Source organism: Stakelama sediminis, assembly GCF_014199335.1.
GTDB lineage: Bacteria > Pseudomonadota > Alphaproteobacteria > Sphingomonadales > Sphingomonadaceae > Sphingomonas > Sphingomonas sediminis.
The window spans coordinates 388,614-405,791 of sequence record NZ_JACIJI010000002.1; the positions used below are offsets into that span (position 1 = coordinate 388,614).

The window sequence follows — 17,178 nt, forward strand, 5'->3', positions numbered from 1 at the left end:
CGACATTCAAGAATGGAGACAATGCCCGATGGCCGCCGAAGCTTCCAATCTGTCAAAGATGCAATGGCCAAAGCGTTCCCTAGCCGAGGTGAATGCGATGCTCACCGCGCCGGGTCAGCAGTTCGAGATGGAGACGGTGGCGATCCGCGGTGTGCCGACCCGCGTCTGGAAGAATGCACCGCCGACGCTGGGCGCGCTGATCGAATTTGCGCGCGGACATGGGGAGCGCGTTTTCACTGCGCATGAGCAGGAACGCGTCACCTATGAAGCCTTTTATCGCGCCGTTGCGGCCCTGGCCGTCGAACTGCGTAAAATGGGGGTGGAGAAGGGGGACCGCATCGCGCTGGCGATGCGGAACCTGCCCGAATGGCCGGTAATCTTCTTTGCGGCCGCATCGATCGGTGCGATTGCGGTGCCGCTCAACGCGTGGTGGACAGGGGGCGAACTGGAATATGGGCTGAAGGACAGCGGCGCGCGAATTCTCTTCATCGACGGGCGGCGTGATGAACGCCTGCTCGATCACTATGATGCGGTTCCGGGGCTTGAGAAAATCGTCGTCAATCGTGCCAAGGCGCCGCTCGGCGGTAAGCGCGTGGCATTCGAGGCTCTGATCGGCACCCCCGGTGAATGGGCGCAATTGCCGGATCAGCCGGTACCGCATGCCGATCTGGCTCCCGATGACGATGTCGTGATTTTCTATACCAGTGGCACGACGGGGTCGGCGAAGGGAGCGCTCGGCACGCATCGCAACATGATGACCAACATCTTTTCGAGCGCTTTCGTCGCAGCTCGCGCGGTGCTGCGGCGCGGAGAAATGCCGCAACCGCCGGAGCCGCGCGTTTCCCTGCTGGTCATCCCGCTGTTCCACGTTACCGCGTGCAGTGCGTTCCTGATGGGCAATGTCGCGGCAGGCGGTACGGTGATCTTCATGCGAAAATGGGATCCCGAACAGGCCATGGCGCTGATCGAGCGCGAAGGGGTGCATATGACCGGTGGCGTACCGACAATTGCCTGGCAGTTGATCGAACATCCCGCGCGTTCGCGCTATGACCTCTCGTCGCTGGAAACGATTGCTTATGGCGGTGCGCCCGCCTCCCCTGAACTTGCTCGGAGGATCGAGGAAGAGCTGGGAGCCGCGCCTGGTAACGGCTGGGGCATGACCGAGACCATGGCCACCGTCACCCAGCATTCGGGGGAAGACTATCTCAACCGCCCGGAAAGCTGCGGTCCGCCGGTGCCGGTCGCTGATCTGAAAATCATGGATATGGATGGCGTGCACGAATTGCCGTTGGGAGAAGTCGGCGAACTGTGGGCAAAGGGGCCGATGATCGTCAAAGGCTATTGGAACAAGCCGGAGGCGACGGCGGAAACCTTTGTCGAAGGATGGGTTCGCACCGGTGATCTGGCGCGACTGGATGACGAAGGCTTTTGCTATATCGTCGATCGCGCCAAGGACATCGTCATCCGTGGCGGCGAGAATATCTATTCGTCAGAGGTCGAAAATGTCCTCTATGCCCATCCCGCCGTCACCGACGCAGCGGTGATCGGCATCCCCCATCACCAGCTTGGCGAGGAGCCTGCCGCGGTCGTGCATCTCGCGCCCGGCATGGCAGCAAGCGAGGGCGAATTGCAGGATTGGGTGAAAGAACGTCTGGCGGCGTTCAAGGTGCCGGTGGCGATCCGCTTCATCGATACGGTTTTGCCGCGCAATGCCAACGGCAAAATCCTCAAGCGTGAGTTAAAGGCGCTGTTCGATACCGAAGCTGCGGCCTGAGTCGTAAAACCGGCGCCGCTCAGTCGTGAGCGGCGCCGAGCACGCTCTGCACCGCGTGCTGCCAGCCGTCGAGGCGCTTGCGGCGCTGCGACTTCACCATTTGCGGTTCGAACATATCGACACCGCCGCGCATCGCGCTCGCCTGATACAGATCGTCGAACCAGCCGCAACCGACCCCGGCCAGCATTGCCGCGCCCAGTGCCGTCGTTTCGGCGAAGCGCGGACGCTCCACGGGCAAATCGAGAAGGTCGGAGAGATCCTGCGCCATCCAGTCATTGGCGACCATGCCGCCATCGATTCGCAGGCCGGACCATGCCGCGCCGTCGGCTGCGAACACGCCCATCAGGTCGTGCGTTTGATGCGCAATCGATTCGAGCGCGGCGCGGACAATGTGCGCGCGCGTTGCGGAAAAGCTCAAACCCGAAATCGCCCCACGCGCTTCCGGCTCCCACCAGGGCGCGCCGATCCCGCTGAGCGCGGGTACGCAATAGACGCCGCCATTATCGTCAACGCTGCGCGCCAGTGCTTCGGTTTCTTCGGCGCTTTCGATCATCCCGACCGAATCGCGCAACCATTTGACGAGGCTACCCGCAACGAAGATCGACCCTTCCAGCGCATAGCTGCGCTTGCCGCCGAGTTGCCAGGCGACGGTGGAGAGCAGGCGGTTGCGTGACCGCGGCGGCGTGGTGCCGCTGTTGGTCAGGACAAAGGCGCCGGTGCCATAGGTTGCCTTGCTGTCGCCCTTGTCCAGACAGGACTGACCGATGGCCGCCGCCTGCTGGTCGCCGACGATACTGCAGATGGGCAGGGTGCCGCCCAGCACATCAGTCGTGCCGAATTGCCCGGCCGAATCGACGATTTCGGGCATCATCGACCGATCGACGCCGAACATGGACAGCAAGCCGTCGTCCCAGCTTCCGCTGCCCAGCGCCATCATCGCGGTGCGCGAGGCATTAGTCGCATCGGTGACATGTAGCCCCCCGGTCAGCTTCCAGACCAGCCAGCTTTCAACCGTACCGATGGCCAGCCGCTCCCCCGCTTCCGCCAGTTGCGGCCATTCCTGCATCGCCCAGGCGATTTTGGGGCCGGAAAAATAAGGGTCGAGCAACAAGCCGGTACGCGCCTGCACCGCGCCCTCTTCGCCGGCGGTGCGCAGGCTGCGGCATAGCGGGGCCGCGCGGCGATCCTGCCAGACGATTGCGGGTGCCAGCGGTTCGCCGGTTTCGCGGTCCCAAAACACCACCGTCTCGCGCTGATTGCTGATCCCGATGGCCGCGATCCGGTCGACGCCGCCCGCATGGTCGACCATGCGACGGGCGCACTGAAGGGTCTTGTCCCATATCTCCGCCGCATCATGCTCGACCCAGCCGGGCTGGGGATAATGTTGCGTCAGCATTTCGGCATGACTGCCCCGGCAGGCGCCGGAACGGTCGAACAACATCGCACGGGTGGAGGTCGTGCCCTCATCGAGCACCAGCAGCATTTCCGACATGGCGGCAACCCTAGCCGGGATTACAAGCCAAAGAAAAGCCGCTAGAGTTCGGTTCGGGAGAAAAAGGAACCGCGATTGAACGAACCGCTTGCCCATAAGTCCATGCAGGAAAAGCATTCGAAGCCCGAAGAGGCGGACGAAGAATTTCTGCGCAACCGGCTGCTGGCCGGGCTGACGCTCATCGCCGGGATCGGGCTGGCAATCGCGCTTCCCTTCGCATTGCAGGCGGGGTCTTCCTTTTTCCTGCCGCTGACCGCCGCGATTGTCGTGGCGATCGCATTGGTGCCGGTGCTCGAATGGCTGGAGCGCCGCCGCTTCCCCGCACCGCTGGCGGCGTTCGTCTGTGTCATGCTGTTCCTGATCGCGGTGAATGTGGCGCTGGCGTCGATCGTCGTTCCCGCATGGGGCTGGGCCAGCATTCTGCCGGACCGGATCGAGCAGATTCAGAAGAACATCTCTCCGCTCATCGATTTCTATTCGAACCTGCAGCATTTCGTGAACAAGCTGATCAAGAATGTCGCCACCGTGCCGCAGCGTCAGCCCGAAACCATTACCACGGAGCCACCGCGCTCCCTGCTCGACCTGCTCACCACGTCGGCACCTTCGGCGCTGATCGAAATGTTTTTCGCCATTCTGGTGGTGTTCTTTTTCCTGTCCGGCTGGACCCGGCTGCGGCGCAAGGCGATTACCAGCCGGTCAAGCTTTGACGGCGCACTGGCGACGGCACGGGTAATCCAGAATGTCGTGGACGACACCTCGGCCTATCTCGGCACGATCACGCTGATCAACCTGTCGCTGGGTCTGATTGTCTCGCTCGCACTATGGGCCATCGGGATGCCGACGCCGCTGATGTGGGGCGGGATCGTCGCCCTGCTCAACTACATCCCTTATCTGGGACCGATCATGGCGGCGATGCTGCTCGCGGTCGGTGGGCTGATGACGTACACCGATTTGTGGTGGGCGCTGATGCCGGCTGTGCTGATGATCGGCGCCCATCTGATCGAGGCCAATGCCATCACACCCCTGATCGTCGGCCATCGTCTGACCATCAATCCGATTCTGATTCTGGTTTCGCTCAGCTTCTGGGGCTGGGTATGGGGCACGCCAGGCGCGTTGCTGGCCGTGCCGTTGTTAATTATTATCCAGACCGTGGTGAAGGCGGCGGGCAGCCCGGATATCGCCGGTTTCCTGTTCGAACACGGTACGCTGGTCCACGATCCGCACCCGGAAGAAAAAGATGTTTTGGTTCCGCCTTCGCATTCGGGTTGACAGCCCCGAAAGCCTCCTCTAGGTGCGCCTCCTCACCGCCAAGCGGGTGTAGCTCAGTTGGTTAGAGCGCCGGCCTGTCACGCCGGAGGTCGCGGGTTCAAGTCCCGTCACTCGCGCCACTCTTCACATCGGATTTACGTTGGAGAAGGGTGGCGCCAAGCGCCGGTTCAGGCGCGCCAGCGGCCGGTTTCCATCCAGCGCAGCATCGGCTTCAACGGTGCGATCCAGATGATCCCCGTCACCACATAAACGATCAGTTGCAGTGGCCAGACGAGGCCGCCAATCACATTCGACAGGCTGGCGATCAGCGCCACCCAGATCAGGATCAGGGCAAGGATGGCGAGCACGCCTGCGGGTTTGCGCCAGCTTGGTTCAGACATGGCCTGCACGATAGGTGATCCTCCCTGTCAGGCAACTGTCGTGATACACTTATCGACGTACGACGCCCCGTTCGGTCGCTATGCCATGCAGCGGCACATCCCACGGATCGACGGGCAGTTTCTCCACCTGCTGCACCGACCAGGCGATGCCCAGACGCCATGCATCGGGGAAATCGGCAAAAGCGCGGTCGTAATGGCCGGCTCCCTGTCCCAGCCGGTTGCAGGACAAATCGAATGCGACCAGCGGCGTCAGGATGATGTCAGGGGTGACGACGGCACTATCGGCATGGGGTTGATGCAGTCCGAACGGCCCTTTGGCCAGGCCATGATCGGGATGCCATGCCAGAAAACGAATACGGCCTTCCCGGCTGGTGACATGGGGCAGCGCCAGTTCGGCACCTGCGGCAAGCACTGTTGCGTCAAACAAAACGGGGTCGGCCTCGCTGCCGACTGGGCGATAGCTGGCGACAACGATGCCCGGGCGCAGTCGCTGGAGAAAAGCATCCTGCGGTATAATGGGCGCCGGGTCGGTCGCGACAAAACGGTCGCGCTCCGCCCGCGTCCGGGTGCGAAGGGTTTGCTTGTTCATGGAGCGCTGGGGTGGCGGGACCACCATGGCCGTTGGCTCGATAATCCTCTGACGCCAGTAACGTCAGGTGGGCGCCGTGTGCATCGGGCCAGGGCCCGAACAGGGACAGCTCCCTTGGATGTTTCTATCGCCTCAGGGATAATCGCTAAAGCTCGCACCGGGCAGTTCCCGCCAACACCGATTTAGGATGGCCCCGCTTCATCCTCAAGAGCGGATGCGACCGATTCCAGACGATCGGCGAGCCGGTCGAGCAGGGCAGGGGACAAACCGGTTGCAGGGTTGCGCTCGGCTTCCGCAACCTTGTCGGCCAGAATGAGCGCGATAAGCAGCATCATTCGCTCACCCGCCACGCCCCCGGCGGCGCGCAGCGCGGTTTCGCTGTGATGTTCCAGCATCCGGGCCAGATCGCGCAGGTGCGGCTCCTCTCCGTCACGGCAGGCGATGACGTGGCTGCGCCCTGCAATGGTCAGCGTGACTTCGGCCATCAGCGCTTTGCGTCCTCTCTCGCCAGCAGTTCGTCGAGCGCCTGCACCGCCTCTTCCATGCGCTCGCGTAAGGCTGCGTGCCGCCGCGCGATGCGATCGGCGCTATAGGCGCGCGCGGCAGCCGCCTTTTCAATACGGGCCACGGCGCGCTCGATACGCTCAATCACCGGATGCGAAGCAGGATCGGACATGAATCAGACAGATACGCCGCCAACGGGGTCGCGACAAGCACCGCTCGCCGGTTGACGAAACCGACCTGTCGCCGCAAAGGCGTGGCGTCTGACGATTCGCTCCCGCAACAGTGCCGGGTTGTGATACCGTCACGCCGTTTTGGGAGGGCATATGACCGTTACCGATGTTCAGATGGCGAATGCCATCCGGGCCTTGTCGATGGATGCAGTGGAAGCTGCGAATTCCGGCCATCCGGGCATGCCGATGGGCATGGCGGATGTGGCAACGGTGCTGTTTACCCGTTATCTGAAATATGATCCCGCCGATCCCCGCTGGCCCGACCGTGACCGCTTCATCCTGTCGGCGGGCCACGGGTCGATGCTGCTCTACTCCCTGCTGCACCTGACCGGTTATGCCCAGCCTATGCTGGAGGATATCCGCAATTTCCGGCAGCTTGGCAGCCCGTGCGCGGGGCATCCGGAAAATTTTGAACTTCCCGGTGTCGAATGCACCACCGGACCGCTGGGGCAGGGGCTTGCCATGTCGGTCGGCATGGCGATGGCCGAACGCCATCTGAACGCCGTGTTCGGGGACGACCTGGTCGATCACCGGACCTGGGTGATTGCCGGTGACGGCTGCCTGATGGAAGGCATTAATCATGAGGCGATCGGCCTGGCCGCGCATCAGAAACTCGGACGGCTGACCGTCTTGTGGGACGATAACCGCATCACCATCGACGGCGCGGTGGACCTGTCGTCGAATGAGGATGTGGTTGCGCGCTATGCGGCAACCGGCTGGCATGTCGTCGAGTGCGACGGCCATGACTATGCCGATATCGCGCGTGCGCTGGAGGCCGCGACCGCCGATGACCGGCCTTCGCTGGTGCGGTGCCGCACGATCATCGGCAAGGGTGCACCCAACAAGCAGGGGACGTCAAAGACTCACGGCTCTCCACTGGGAGCTGACGAAGTCGCTGCCGCGCGCAAGGAACTGGGCTGGGACTATCCGCCCTTTGAAATTCCGGACGATATCCGCGCGGCATGGCTGGACGCAGGCAAACGCGCCGCCGCACCACATAGTGACTGGAATATGCGTCTGGCCACAGCGCCGGATCGCGCCGAGTTCGAGCGCCGCATGGCAGGCGACCTGCCCGAAGGGTTTTCGCTCAACGACTATATCAAGGGCCTGCTTGCCGACCCGAAAAAGGTGGCGACACGCAAAGCATCCGAAATGGCGCTGGACGTCATTAACGCGACGCTTCCCGAAACGATGGGCGGCTCGGCGGATCTGACGCCGTCGAACAATACGCTGACCAAGGGATTGGAGACGTTCGATCGCGACAACCGCGCCGGTCGCTATGTCCATTACGGCATTCGCGAATTCGGCATGTCGGCGGCAATGAACGGCATGGCCCTGCATGGCGGCGTCATCCCCTATGGCGGCACCTTTCTGGTATTTTCCGATTATGCCCGTCCGGCAATCCGGTTGTCGGCGCTGCAATATGCGCGCGTCGCCTATGTCATGACGCACGACTCAATCGGGCTGGGAGAAGACGGACCGACGCATCAGCCGGTCGAACATGTCATGAGCCTGCGCCTCATTCCCAATCTCGACACTTATCGCCCGTGCGACGTGGTTGAAACGGCGGAATGCTGGGAACTGGCGGTGTCGCGGGCCGATGGTCCCTCTCTGCTTGCCCTGTCGCGACAGGGATTGCCCCAGTTGCGGGAAGCTGCGGCGGAAAATCGTTGTGCGCGCGGTGCCTATCGTCTGAAAGCGGCGGACGCAGAACGCCGCGTGGTCCTGATCGCAAGCGGATCGGAAGTAGAAACCGCTGTCGGGGTTCGCGAACAACTGGAATCCGCCGGCATCGGCGCGGATGTGGTCTCAATGCCCTGCTGGTCGCGTTTCGATGCGCAGACCGCCGATTATCGCGCCGATACTCTGCCCGATGGCGTCTTGCGCGTCTCCATCGAAGCAGGAACGACAATCGGCTGGGAACGCTATACCGGGCTCGACGGGCTGCGCTTCGGACTCGACGGGTTCGGCGCGTCGGCACCAGCCGGCGACCTTTTCAGGCATTTCGGCCTCACCGTCGATGCCATCACGGCACAAATCCGCGCCAGACTGGCCGTATAAACAGACGACCCTCGCCGGAGCTAATTCGGCATAGCCATGGAACCAGCGCTCATGCGGCCTATATGCCGTTCCGACAGAGCGTTAGACAGGAGATGAGTTGATGACGAAGATTGCAATCAACGGGTTCGGACGTATCGGGCGACTGGTCGCGCGGGCAATATTGGAGCGTTCCGATTGCGGGCTTGAACTCGTGACCATCAACGACCTGTCGGATGCCAAACACAACGCCTGGCTGTTCGAGCGCGATTCGGTGCATGGCCGCTATCCCGGTGAAGTCGGGGTGGACGGGACCGACATCGTCGTGGACGGTAAGAAGATCAAGGTAACGGCGGAACGCGACCCGGCCAACCTGCCGCACGCCGCAAACGGTGTCGAACTGGTACTGGAATGCACCGGTTTCTTCACCGATCGCGCAAGCGCGCAGAAGCATATTGATGCTGGTGCGAAAAAAGTGCTGATTTCCGCGCCGGGCAAGAATGTCGACCTGACCGTTGTTTATGGCGTCAACAATGACAAGCTGACCGCCGAGCACAAGATCGTTTCCAACGCATCTTGCACCACCAACTGCCTGGCCCCTGTCGCCAAGGTCATGAACGACGAAATCGGTATCGAACGCGGCCTGATGACCACGGTTCATGCCTATACCAACGATCAGAAAATCCTCGACCAGATCCATCCGGACATGCGTCGCGCGCGCGCCGCCGCCATGTCGATGATCCCGACCACTACGGGCGCCGCCCGCGCGGTGGGTGAGGTGCTGCCCGAACTGAAGGGAAAGCTCGACGGTTCGGCAATTCGCGTGCCAGTTCCCGACGGCAGCCTGATCGACCTGACCTTCCAGCCGAAGCGCGAAACCACGAAGGAAGAGGTCAACGCGCTGCTGAAGGCAGCGTCGGAAAGCGGCCCGTTAAAGGGCGTGCTGGCCTATACCGACGATCCCATCGTGTCCGCCGATATCGTCCATACCCCGGTCAGTTCGACCGTGGACAGCCTTGAAACCGCGGTGATGGACGGCAAGCTCGTCCGCGTGGTGAGCTGGTACGACAATGAATGGGGCTTCTCCAACCGCATGGTCGACACCGCCAAGGCAATGGCCGAGCTGGGCTGAGCCTGTTTTGGCACGTCTTGCCGGTATCGCCCGCCACGCCCGCCCGCGCGGGCCGATGGAACCGCTGGAAACGGTAGAAGTTACCGTGGAAGGCGGGCTGGAAGGCGATTGCCGGGGACGGGTGAAACCCGGCGGTCGCGGACGGCGGCAGGTCTCGCTGATTGAAGCGAAAGACTGGGCCGCCGCGACCGGTGAAATCGGGGTTCATCTTCCCTGGTGGAGCAGGCGCGCCAATCTGCTGGTCGAGGATTTCGATCTGCCAAAGGAACCGGGCACCCGTATCCGGATCGGCGACGTGCTGATCGAAATTACGATGGAATGCGATCCGTGCAAACGCATGGAGGAAATCGCACCGGGCCTGATGACAACGCTGACTCCGGACTGGCGCGGTGGCGCTCTGGGGCGCGTGATTGAGGGCGGGACGCTGAATATCGGCGATACAATAGGGATTGAAGCATGACGCACGCATTCAAAACGCTCGACGATATGGGCGACATTCGCGGCCAGCGGGTGCTGGTTCGCGAAGACCTGAACGTCCCCATGGCCGATGGTGCGGTGACCGATGCCACCCGGCTGAAGGCTACCCTTCCCACCGTCACCGAACTCGCCGATGCGGGAGCGATCGTGCTGGTGCTCGCCCATTTCGGACGGCCCAAGGGCGAGCGCAAACCGGATATGTCGCTGGCAATGATTACGCGGCCCTATTCGCAGCTTTTGGGTCGTCCGGTGCGGTTCATCGACTGGGACGGTGCCGAAGAGGCGATCGCCACGCTGGAACCCGGCGATATTGCGGTGCTGGAAAATACCCGCTTCTTCGCTGGTGAAGAGAAAAACGATCCGCAACTTGCGGATTCATGGGCGAAACTGGGTGACCTCTATGTCAACGATGCCTTTTCCGCTGCCCATCGCGCGCATGTTTCAACCGAAGGGCTCGCCCACCGTCTTCCGGCCTTTGCCGGGCGCGCGATGCAGGCGGAGCTGGACGCGCTCGACAAGGCGCTGGGAAATCCGGAACATCCGGTAGCAGCCGTGGTCGGCGGAGCGAAGGTCTCGACAAAGCTCGATGTGCTGCGCCATCTGGTGAACAAGGTCGATCACCTCATCATCGGCGGCGGCATGGCGAACACCTTCCTCGCCGCGCGCGGTGTCGATGTCGGAAAAAGCCTGTGCGAACATGACCTGACCGGGACGGCGGAAGCGATCATGGAAGCCGCCGATCAGGCGAACTGCACGGTCCATCTGCCCTATGACGTGGTTGTCGCGAAGGAGTTCAAACCCAATCCGCCGACGCGCACCGTCAACGTGCATGAAGTCGCCGATGACGAGATGATCCTCGATATCGGGCCTGCCGCGACCGAAGCGCTGGGCGATGCGCTCAAGACCTGCCGCACGCTGGTCTGGAACGGTCCGCTGGGTGCATTCGAAACGCCGCCTTTCGATACCGCCACGGTGGTACTTGCCAAAACGGCGGCAGCGCTGACCAAAGAAGGCTCGCTGGTTTCGGTTGCGGGCGGCGGGGATACCGTGGCTGCGCTTAATCAGGCAGGGGTGGCCGACGATTTCACCTTCGTGTCCACCGCAGGCGGAGCCTTCCTCGAATGGATGGAAGGCAAGGAACTGCCCGGTGTAAAAGCGCTCAGCGCCGACTGACGCTCCGTCGGTCGAACAGCAACATGACGATCAGTGCTGCTACGCCGAGACCGGCGCCGATCATGCTGGACAACCTGAAACCGCCGGTTTCGTAACTTGCCGATCCGATCAGCGAACCGCTTGCGCCGATGACGAACATGATCGTCATATAGCTGGCATTGATCCGGCCACGCGCTTCTTTCGACAACGAAAAGATGATCCGCTGACCCGTGATCTGGTTCAGTTGCACCGAAGCATCCAGTGTGAAGGCTGTGATCGCGAACAGGACGACGCTGCCTAAGGCAACCATGGCGTCGGCTATAAGAAACGACACTGCAAGCAACAGAAATGCCGCCAAAGTTACCATGCGTTCCTTGCCTTTGTCGGCTAGCGACCCCGCGAGCGGGGCGGCAAGCGCTCCGCCCGCTCCGGCAAGCGCAAACCATGCCACATCGTCCTGAGACAAATGGAACTGACGCAAGAGAGCCAGCGGTGCGACCGTCCAGAACAGATTGAAGGCCGTAAACAACAACATCTGATAGGTAGCGCGTAGCCGCAGTTGCGGTTCGTCGCGGACCAGACGTGCCATCGATATCAGGATTTCGCCGAAGCCGTGGCGGCTCTCCGGCCTGCGTTCAGGAAGTACTTTCCACAGGCAGAGCAGGATCGCCGTCATGACAATTGCGGAAAAATAGAAAATCGCTCGCCAGCCCAGCCATTCGGCCATGAAACTGGCCGCCGGACGCGCGAGCATGATGCCGGTCAGCAATCCGCTCATCACCAGCCCGATGGTGCTGCCCGTACGTTCGGGACGGCTGAGATGCGTTGCCAGCGGAATCAGTATCTGCGCTCCGGTTGCGCAAATACCGGTCAGCAATGTCGCCGTTAGAAAGGTGATGGCATTCCCCGACAGCGCCGTTCCGATACTGCCGATGACAGTCCCTGCGCAGGTTATCAGGATCAGTCGACGGTTCTCAAAGCGATCCGACAATGGGACGATCAGCGCCAGGCCCACGCCATAGCCCAATTGTGCAATCGTCACGAGCGATCCGGCGAGTTCAGGTGAAATCGACAGATCCGGGCCGATCATATCGAGCAGCGTCTGCGCATAGTATAGATTGGCAACCATCGCTCCGGTTGCGACGGCCATCAGCAAGGTGAGGGCCCGACTGATGTCGCGCCCCTCCGAACGATTGGGCATAGCTGTCCGTTAAAATATATCTGGTTGAACCATCCTAACCAGCATTAGCAGGTACGGGTTCCCTCAAAAGAGGGACGAGGATCTGGTTCAAGGCGTCAAGGTCGAAGGCGGCAGCCTTGGCATAGCGAATCCGGCCATCGCGTCCGATAACATAATTGGTCGGCACCCCGCCCAGCGTCGTATAGGGGCCGCTGATCCGCCGAACAGCCGGGATAGACATGATACTGAACAGCTTGCGCAATGTATACAGTGGAACGGAATCCTCGGTAGTAATCGCAAATACCCGCAGGCCGTGACTTTTTTGAAGCTTATAATAAGTGTCCAGCGTCGGCAGTTCATGACGGCAGGGCGCGCACCAGGTCGCCCAAAAATTCAGTACGACGACCTTGCCGCGTAAATCGGACAGTTTCACCGTTTTTCCGTCGACCAGGCGCAGCTTGAAATCGGGGGCCATCTGCCCAACTTTCAACGTCCGGGCGCTTGCCGTTGTGCCAACCGCCATCAACGCAAACAGTAAAATGATAACGAACTTTTTCATTGAACTACCCCCTTTGGATGGTTCTGGCGACGCCGGACATTCTGGTCAATGGCCTTGGTCATTGCGGCACGGCGCGGGGCTGGTTATGGCCCGGCAAAAGGATGGGCAGGGCCAGCCACCGGTCACCCTGTTCAGAACGAATTCCATTGGGTGTTCAACTGGGGAAGACAGATGCAGCATGCTCAAATGACCGAGAAGATGGCGAATGGTGACGGCTTCATTGCCGCGCTGGATCAGAGCGGCGGTTCCACGCCAAAGGCACTGCGCGGCTATGGCATCGAAGAAAGCGCCTATTCGAATGACGATGAGATGTTCGCGCTGATCCATGCCATGCGCAGCCGGATCATTACGGCCCCCTCCTTCAACGGCGACAAGGTGGTGGGTGCGATCCTGTTCGAGCGCACCATGAACGGCAACGCCGATGGCAAGCCGGTACCGCAGATCCTGCACGATCGTGGCGTGGTACCGTTCCTGAAGATCGACAAGGGGCTGGAGGACGAGTCCGACGGCGTTCAAATGATGAAGCCGATGCCGGGGCTCGACGAATTGCTTGCCCACGCGAAGGAACTGGGCATTTTCGGTACCAAGGAACGTTCGGTGGTGCATGCTGCTTCAAAAAGCGGCATCGCGGCGATTGTCCGTCAGCAGTTTGAGGTGGGAATGCAGGTGGTTCGCGCCGGGCTGATGCCGATTCTCGAACCGGAAGTTTCGCTCAAGAGCCCGGATCGTGACGCAGCGGAAAAAATCCTGCTGGAGGAAATCCGTGCGCAGCTTGATGCGCTTCCCGATGGGACTCAGGTCATGCTGAAGCTGACGATCCCTGCGACGCCCGATCTCTACAAACCGCTGGTCGACCATCCGGCCGTATTGCGGGTGGTGGCGCTTTCAGGCGGCTATAGCCGGGATGAGGCGTGCGACCATCTCAAGCAGAATCACGGCATGATCGCCAGCTTTTCGCGTGCGCTACTCGAAGATTTGCGGGCGCAGATGAGCGACGAAGAGTTCGACGCCGCGCTGGCAAGTGCGATCGATCAAATCTATCAGGCATCGACACAAAAGAGTTGAACGCTCATGTCAGGGCCGCTCGCGCGTAATGGGCGGTCCTGAATTTCTTAAAGGCTTTTCGATGTCCGACGACACTCTCGACCCGCTGTCTCCCGATTTCGCGGAACAGTTCGAACGCGATGACGCGCGAGGTCCATGTCAGCTATACCTGATTTCGCCACCGGATCCGGGTGCCAATTTCGCAGACCGGCTTGATCGTGCGCTGGATGCGGGGCCGGTTGCGGCGTTTCAGTTCCGCGTAAAGGATATCGATCAGCACGCCGCGGCGCGGCTCGCCGAACCGCTTCAGGCGATTTGTTCCAACCACGACGTTGCCTTCATCGTCAATGACAGCGTGGCGCTTGCCAAACGGCTTGGCGCCGATGGCGTGCATCTGGGGCAGGAGGACGGCGACCCGAGAGAGGCACGCGAAATCCTCGGTCCCTCGGCACAGATCGGCGTAACCTGTCATGACAGCCGCCACCTTGCGATGGAGGCCGGGGAAGCCGGGGCTGACTATGTCGCATTCGGCAGTTTCTATCCGACCACGACAAAGGCAGTACGGCATCATCCCGATCCGTCGATCCTGTCCTGGTGGGCGACCCTGTTCGAGCTGCCCTGCGTCGCCATCGGCGGCATTACACCCGACAATGCACAGCCGCTGATTGATGCCGGTGCCGACTTTCTGGCGGTATGCGCAAGCGTCTGGAATACCGACGAGGCGCGTGCAGTAGAGGCGTTCGCTGAACGGTTGGCGCAATCCGGCGGCTGAGGGCACCCCCGCTTGCGGCTTTGGCCAGTCACGGCTAAAGGCGCGCACCAGCACTTTCTCAATTCAGGGTTTTGATCGCTATGAAGATCAGCGGCGTGGACATTCGTCCCGGCAACATTATCGAATATGAAGGCGGCATCTGGCGTGCGGTCAAGATCCAGCACACCCAGCCCGGCAAGGGCGGCGCCTATATGCAGGTCGAGATGAAGAACCTCATCGACGGTCGCAAGACGAACGTCCGTTTCCGTTCGGCCGAAACCGTGGAGCGCGTGCGGCTCGACACCAAGGATTTCCAGTATCTGTTTCAGGACGGCGATATGCTGACCTTCATGGACAAGGATACGTACGAGCAGATCACGCTGCCGACCGACCTGCTGGGCGATGCCGCCGCATTCCTTCAGGACGGCATGGACGTGGTCATGGAACTGTACGAGGAGAAGCCGATCAGCGTGCAGCTTCCCGACCAGATCGAAGCCGAAATCGTCGAAGCCGACGCCGTGGTGAAGGGGCAGACAGCTTCGTCAAGCTATAAGCCCGCGATCCTCGACAACGGCGTGCGCATCATGGTGCCGCCGCATATCACCGCAGGCACGCGCGTGGTCGTCGATGTCTATGAACAGGCTTATGTGAAACGGGCGGACTGATTTTTATGCGTACAACCCTATTTCTTCTCGCCGCATCGGTTGCGCTGGCTTCTCCGGCCGTCGCCAAGGAAGCCACCAAGAAACCCACTACGGCCGAACTTCAGAATGCTCAGCAGACACTGAGCCTACTGGTAAGCGCGCTTAATTCGAAAGAAGTGCCGCAAGAGACGAAAAACGGCCTGTTCGGTTGTTTGTATCAGAATTCGCTGGGAGCCATCGCAGGTGATTCAGCGGCAGTTCTTCAGAAGAACAAGCAGATCGACCGCAAGAATCCCAATGCGCGCCTGCTGATTCTCGCCAAGATTTGCGGTGCGCCGGTTCCTGCGGGAAAAAGCGACGCCCGCGACAAGCCGAAGGGCCGCTGATGGTATCGCATTCCGGTCTGCTGACAGTGATGGAGCGCGCGGTACGCAAAGCCGCACCGCGCCTGCGTCGCGACTTCAACGAAGTTCAGCATCTTCAGGTGAGCCGCAAGGGGCCTGCGGATTTCGTATCCATGGCCGACAAGCGTGCCGAACAGACGATCGTCGAGGAATTGCGCAAGGCACGTCCCGACTGGCGGATGCTGTTGGAAGAGGGCGGCGAACTGGATGGCGATCCCGACAAGCCGCGCTTTATCGTCGATCCGCTCGACGGCACCAGTAACTTCCTGCACGGCATTCCGCATTTCGCGATCTCGATTGCGGTCGAGGACCCGCACGGCGCACAGGGCAAGCCGGAGATCACCACCGGCCTGATCTATCAGCCGCTGACGGATGAAAGCTTCTGGGCGGAAAAGGGCAGGGGGGCCTGGCTGCATGACGGGCGCCTGCGCGTTTCGGCGCGACGTGACCTGTCCGAAGCGCTGATTGCGACCGGCATTCCGTTTCTGGGGCATGGCGATTTCATTACCTGGAACCGTATTTTCGGGGCAGTTGCACCGCAGGTGGCGGGTATCCGCCGATTCGGATCGGCCGCGCTTGACCTTGCATGGGTCGCGGCGGGACGGTTTGACGGGTTCTGGGAATCGGACCTGAAACCGTGGGACGTTGCTGCCGGAATGCTGCTGGTGAAGGAAGCCGGTGGCTTCGTTACCGATTTCCGTGGTGCCGACCGGGCGATGGAGCGCAACGAATATCTGGCAGCCAATGATGTGCTGCATTCAAAGCTTCATAAGCTCGTGGCAGGCGCGTTGCGCAACCGTTGATGGAGGCGTCCGGCCTATGCCGGACGACCTCTCGCGAATCAGTCCGAATTGTCGCTGCCGCTATGACCGTCCGATTCGCTGTTCCAGCCGATATGGTCGCGAAACTGAGCCAGCAGGCGTACCCATAGCTGAAAATCGGCAATGAAATTATCCCGGGCGATGCCGCCATCCGCAAGGTTCAGATCCATTTCGAGACGTGGATCATCCTGATCGTCGATATAGGCCTTCGCGAAACGTTTGGTCTGATTCCAGCGATTGATGAGCTCCAGTGAACGCGGCGTCGATACCGAAAAGCCTGCATAAAACTGGATCGTACGGCACGCTTTTCCGGCGATGCAATTGTTCATGAAGATGGTGAAGGGCAGGCCCTGCATGTCCGATTGCAGGAAGGGCGCGCCATCCTGTTGCTTACCGGCCTGAACCTTATACCCTTCGCCGCGCACGATATTCGCGATGACGATCGGATCGGCTGTTATATTCCGCCCGGCAACCCGTGCCCAGGAGGACGAGGGTTTCGCCATATTCTCGACAGGCACCTGCTGCGCCGATGCAATTGCCGGGAAACCCGCTAGAATCAGGACCAAAGCGTTGCGCAGCACCGGTATCTCCCACACTGGTATATGCGTCGCTTACCGTGTCCGGGAGCGTTTCGCCAAGGGATATCCAGATTTGCCATAGGGTTGATCGTCGAAATTGGCATTCAACTACGAGATTCTGCGTACGCACCCTTGCCCAGCGCGGGGCACCGTCTTAGAAG

The 17,178-nt window shown here is 61.1% G+C and carries 19 protein-coding genes, 1 tRNA gene and 1 other RNA gene; 12 read left to right on the plus strand and 9 right to left on the minus strand.

Annotated features, from left to right (window positions below; all coding sequences use genetic code 11):
• Positions 1-28: 28 nt before the first annotated feature.
• Positions 29-1,774: a class I adenylate-forming enzyme family protein gene (locus FHR23_RS08305; RefSeq protein ID WP_184002773.1), complete on the plus strand. Its 1,746-nt coding sequence runs from the start codon at positions 29-31 to the stop codon at positions 1,772-1,774.
• A gap of 19 nt (positions 1,775-1,793) precedes the next feature.
• Here the strand turns inward: FHR23_RS08305 and FHR23_RS08310 are convergent, their stop codons facing one another.
• Positions 1,794-3,266, minus strand: coding sequence for an FGGY family carbohydrate kinase (locus tag FHR23_RS08310; protein WP_184002775.1), 1,473 nt, complete (start codon positions 3,264-3,266; stop codon positions 1,794-1,796).
• Between the two features lie 102 nt (positions 3,267-3,368).
• Here FHR23_RS08310 and FHR23_RS08315 point away from each other — a divergent pair, with 102 nt between their 5' ends.
• Together FHR23_RS08315 and FHR23_RS08320 are read left to right on the plus strand one after the other, a co-directional pair.
• The gene (locus FHR23_RS08315) at positions 3,369-4,535 is read left to right on the plus strand and encodes an AI-2E family transporter (protein ID WP_184003260.1); all 1,167 of its coding nucleotides are present in this window, start codon (positions 3,369-3,371) and stop codon (positions 4,533-4,535) included.
• Positions 4,536-4,577: 42 nt separating this feature from the next.
• A tRNA-Asp gene (locus FHR23_RS08320) sits at positions 4,578-4,654 on the plus strand.
• A 48-nt stretch (positions 4,655-4,702) separates the two neighbouring features.
• Here the strand turns inward: FHR23_RS08320 and FHR23_RS08325 are convergent.
• The 5 genes from FHR23_RS08325 to FHR23_RS08340 form a co-directional block, all read right to left on the minus strand.
• Positions 4,703-4,915 carry a DUF2842 domain-containing protein gene (locus tag FHR23_RS08325; protein WP_184003262.1) on the minus strand — a complete coding sequence of 71 codons (213 nt, stop codon included), beginning with the start codon at positions 4,913-4,915 and terminating at the stop codon, positions 4,703-4,705.
• Between the two features lie 49 nt (positions 4,916-4,964).
• Entirely contained in the window at positions 4,965-5,504 is a 540-nt protein-coding gene (locus FHR23_RS08330) for a 5-formyltetrahydrofolate cyclo-ligase (protein ID WP_184002776.1), read from the minus strand.
• A gap of 13 nt (positions 5,505-5,517) precedes the next feature.
• A non-coding RNA gene (gene ssrS / locus FHR23_RS16810) (6S RNA) lies at positions 5,518-5,675 on the minus strand.
• An 11-nt stretch (positions 5,676-5,686) separates the two neighbouring features.
• Entirely contained in the window at positions 5,687-5,989 is a 303-nt protein-coding gene (locus FHR23_RS08335; RefSeq protein ID WP_184002778.1) for a cell division protein ZapA, read from the minus strand.
• On the minus strand, positions 5,989-6,180 hold the full coding sequence (locus FHR23_RS08340; protein WP_184002780.1) for a hypothetical protein: 192 nt from the start codon (positions 6,178-6,180) through the stop codon (positions 5,989-5,991). Before FHR23_RS08340 ends, FHR23_RS08335 begins: the two co-directional genes overlap by 1 nt.
• A 151-nt stretch (positions 6,181-6,331) precedes the next feature.
• Here FHR23_RS08340 and tkt point away from each other — a divergent pair, with 151 nt between their 5' ends.
• The 4 genes from tkt (at position 6,332) to FHR23_RS08360 (ending at position 11,057) form a co-directional block, all read left to right on the plus strand.
• Positions 6,332-8,299 (plus strand): transketolase, encoded by a 1,968-nt coding sequence (gene tkt, locus FHR23_RS08345; RefSeq protein WP_184002782.1) that lies wholly within the window; start codon positions 6,332-6,334, stop codon positions 8,297-8,299.
• A gap of 97 nt (positions 8,300-8,396) precedes the next feature.
• Positions 8,397-9,407, plus strand: coding sequence for a type I glyceraldehyde-3-phosphate dehydrogenase (gene gap / locus FHR23_RS08350; protein WP_184002784.1), 1,011 nt, complete (start codon positions 8,397-8,399; stop codon positions 9,405-9,407).
• 7 nt (positions 9,408-9,414) lie between these two features.
• On the plus strand, positions 9,415-9,867 hold the full coding sequence (locus FHR23_RS08355; protein ID WP_246359786.1) for an MOSC domain-containing protein: 453 nt from the start codon (positions 9,415-9,417) through the stop codon (positions 9,865-9,867).
• Positions 9,864-11,057: a phosphoglycerate kinase gene (locus FHR23_RS08360; protein WP_184002786.1), complete on the plus strand. Its 1,194-nt coding sequence runs from the start codon at positions 9,864-9,866 to the stop codon at positions 11,055-11,057. Before FHR23_RS08355 ends, FHR23_RS08360 begins: the two co-directional genes overlap by 4 nt.
• On the opposite strand, the gene FHR23_RS08365 is transcribed toward FHR23_RS08360, so the two are convergent.
• Positions 11,044-12,237 carry an MFS transporter gene (locus FHR23_RS08365; protein WP_184002788.1) on the minus strand — a complete coding sequence of 398 codons (1,194 nt, stop codon included), beginning with the start codon at positions 12,235-12,237 and terminating at the stop codon, positions 11,044-11,046. The genes FHR23_RS08360 and FHR23_RS08365 overlap by 14 nt on opposite strands.
• A gap of 34 nt (positions 12,238-12,271) precedes the next feature.
• Positions 12,272-12,775 (minus strand): TlpA family protein disulfide reductase, encoded by a 504-nt coding sequence (locus FHR23_RS08370; RefSeq protein ID WP_425506354.1) that lies wholly within the window; start codon positions 12,773-12,775, stop codon positions 12,272-12,274.
• A 171-nt stretch (positions 12,776-12,946) separates the two neighbouring features.
• Here FHR23_RS08370 and FHR23_RS08375 point away from each other — a divergent pair, with 171 nt between their 5' ends.
• The 5 genes from FHR23_RS08375 to FHR23_RS08395 all read left to right on the plus strand — a co-directional run bounded on the left by FHR23_RS08375 (position 12,947) and on the right by FHR23_RS08395 (position 16,421).
• A complete protein-coding gene (locus tag FHR23_RS08375; RefSeq protein WP_184002790.1) occupies positions 12,947-13,840 on the plus strand; it encodes a fructose bisphosphate aldolase in 894 nt (297 codons plus the stop codon).
• Positions 13,841-13,901: 61 nt separating this feature from the next.
• On the plus strand, positions 13,902-14,591 hold the full coding sequence (thiE, locus tag FHR23_RS08380; RefSeq protein WP_184002792.1) for a thiamine phosphate synthase: 690 nt from the start codon (positions 13,902-13,904) through the stop codon (positions 14,589-14,591).
• A gap of 80 nt (positions 14,592-14,671) precedes the next feature.
• Positions 14,672-15,235 (plus strand): elongation factor P, encoded by a 564-nt coding sequence (efp, locus tag FHR23_RS08385; protein WP_184002794.1) that lies wholly within the window; start codon positions 14,672-14,674, stop codon positions 15,233-15,235.
• Between the two features lie 5 nt (positions 15,236-15,240).
• Positions 15,241-15,600, plus strand: a complete 360-nt coding sequence (locus FHR23_RS08390) for a hypothetical protein (RefSeq protein ID WP_184002797.1) — start codon at positions 15,241-15,243, stop codon at positions 15,598-15,600.
• Positions 15,600-16,421 (plus strand): inositol monophosphatase family protein, encoded by an 822-nt coding sequence (locus tag FHR23_RS08395; protein WP_184002799.1) that lies wholly within the window; start codon positions 15,600-15,602, stop codon positions 16,419-16,421. The genes FHR23_RS08390 and FHR23_RS08395 overlap by 1 nt, the downstream gene beginning before the upstream one ends.
• 38 nt (positions 16,422-16,459) lie before the next feature.
• Here FHR23_RS08395 and FHR23_RS08400 read toward each other — a convergent pair whose 3' ends face one another.
• Positions 16,460-17,020: a YbjN domain-containing protein gene (locus tag FHR23_RS08400; protein WP_184002803.1), complete on the minus strand. Its 561-nt coding sequence runs from the start codon at positions 17,018-17,020 to the stop codon at positions 16,460-16,462.
• Positions 17,021-17,178 lie beyond the last annotated feature (158 nt).

Excerpts from the sequence above, each read along its gene's own strand:
- FHR23_RS08305 (WP_184002773.1), top strand. The coding sequence starts at position 29 with ATGGCCGCCGAAGCTTCCAATCTGTCAAAGATGCAATGGCCAAAGCGT.
- FHR23_RS08310 (WP_184002775.1), bottom strand. The coding sequence starts at position 3,266 with ATGTCGGAAATGCTGCTGGTGCTCGATGAGGGCACGACCTCCACCCGT.
- FHR23_RS08315 (WP_184003260.1), top strand. The coding sequence starts at position 3,369 with ATGCAGGAAAAGCATTCGAAGCCCGAAGAGGCGGACGAAGAATTTCTG.
- FHR23_RS08325 (WP_184003262.1), bottom strand. The coding sequence starts at position 4,915 with ATGTCTGAACCAAGCTGGCGCAAACCCGCAGGCGTGCTCGCCATCCTT.
- FHR23_RS08330 (WP_184002776.1), bottom strand. The coding sequence starts at position 5,504 with ATGAACAAGCAAACCCTTCGCACCCGGACGCGGGCGGAGCGCGACCGT.
- FHR23_RS08335 (WP_184002778.1), bottom strand. The coding sequence starts at position 5,989 with ATGGCCGAAGTCACGCTGACCATTGCAGGGCGCAGCCACGTCATCGCC.
- FHR23_RS08340 (WP_184002780.1), bottom strand. The coding sequence starts at position 6,180 with ATGTCCGATCCTGCTTCGCATCCGGTGATTGAGCGTATCGAGCGCGCC.
- tkt (WP_184002782.1), top strand. The coding sequence starts at position 6,332 with ATGACCGTTACCGATGTTCAGATGGCGAATGCCATCCGGGCCTTGTCG.
- FHR23_RS08360 (WP_184002786.1), top strand. The coding sequence starts at position 9,864 with ATGACGCACGCATTCAAAACGCTCGACGATATGGGCGACATTCGCGGC.
- FHR23_RS08365 (WP_184002788.1), bottom strand. The coding sequence starts at position 12,237 with ATGCCCAATCGTTCGGAGGGGCGCGACATCAGTCGGGCCCTCACCTTG.
- FHR23_RS08370 (WP_425506354.1), bottom strand. The coding sequence starts at position 12,775 with ATGAAAAAGTTCGTTATCATTTTACTGTTTGCGTTGATGGCGGTTGGC.
- FHR23_RS08375 (WP_184002790.1), top strand. The coding sequence starts at position 12,947 with ATGCAGCATGCTCAAATGACCGAGAAGATGGCGAATGGTGACGGCTTC.
- thiE (WP_184002792.1), top strand. The coding sequence starts at position 13,902 with ATGTCCGACGACACTCTCGACCCGCTGTCTCCCGATTTCGCGGAACAG.
- efp (WP_184002794.1), top strand. The coding sequence starts at position 14,672 with ATGAAGATCAGCGGCGTGGACATTCGTCCCGGCAACATTATCGAATAT.
- FHR23_RS08390 (WP_184002797.1), top strand. The coding sequence starts at position 15,241 with ATGCGTACAACCCTATTTCTTCTCGCCGCATCGGTTGCGCTGGCTTCT.
- FHR23_RS08395 (WP_184002799.1), top strand. The coding sequence starts at position 15,600 with ATGGTATCGCATTCCGGTCTGCTGACAGTGATGGAGCGCGCGGTACGC.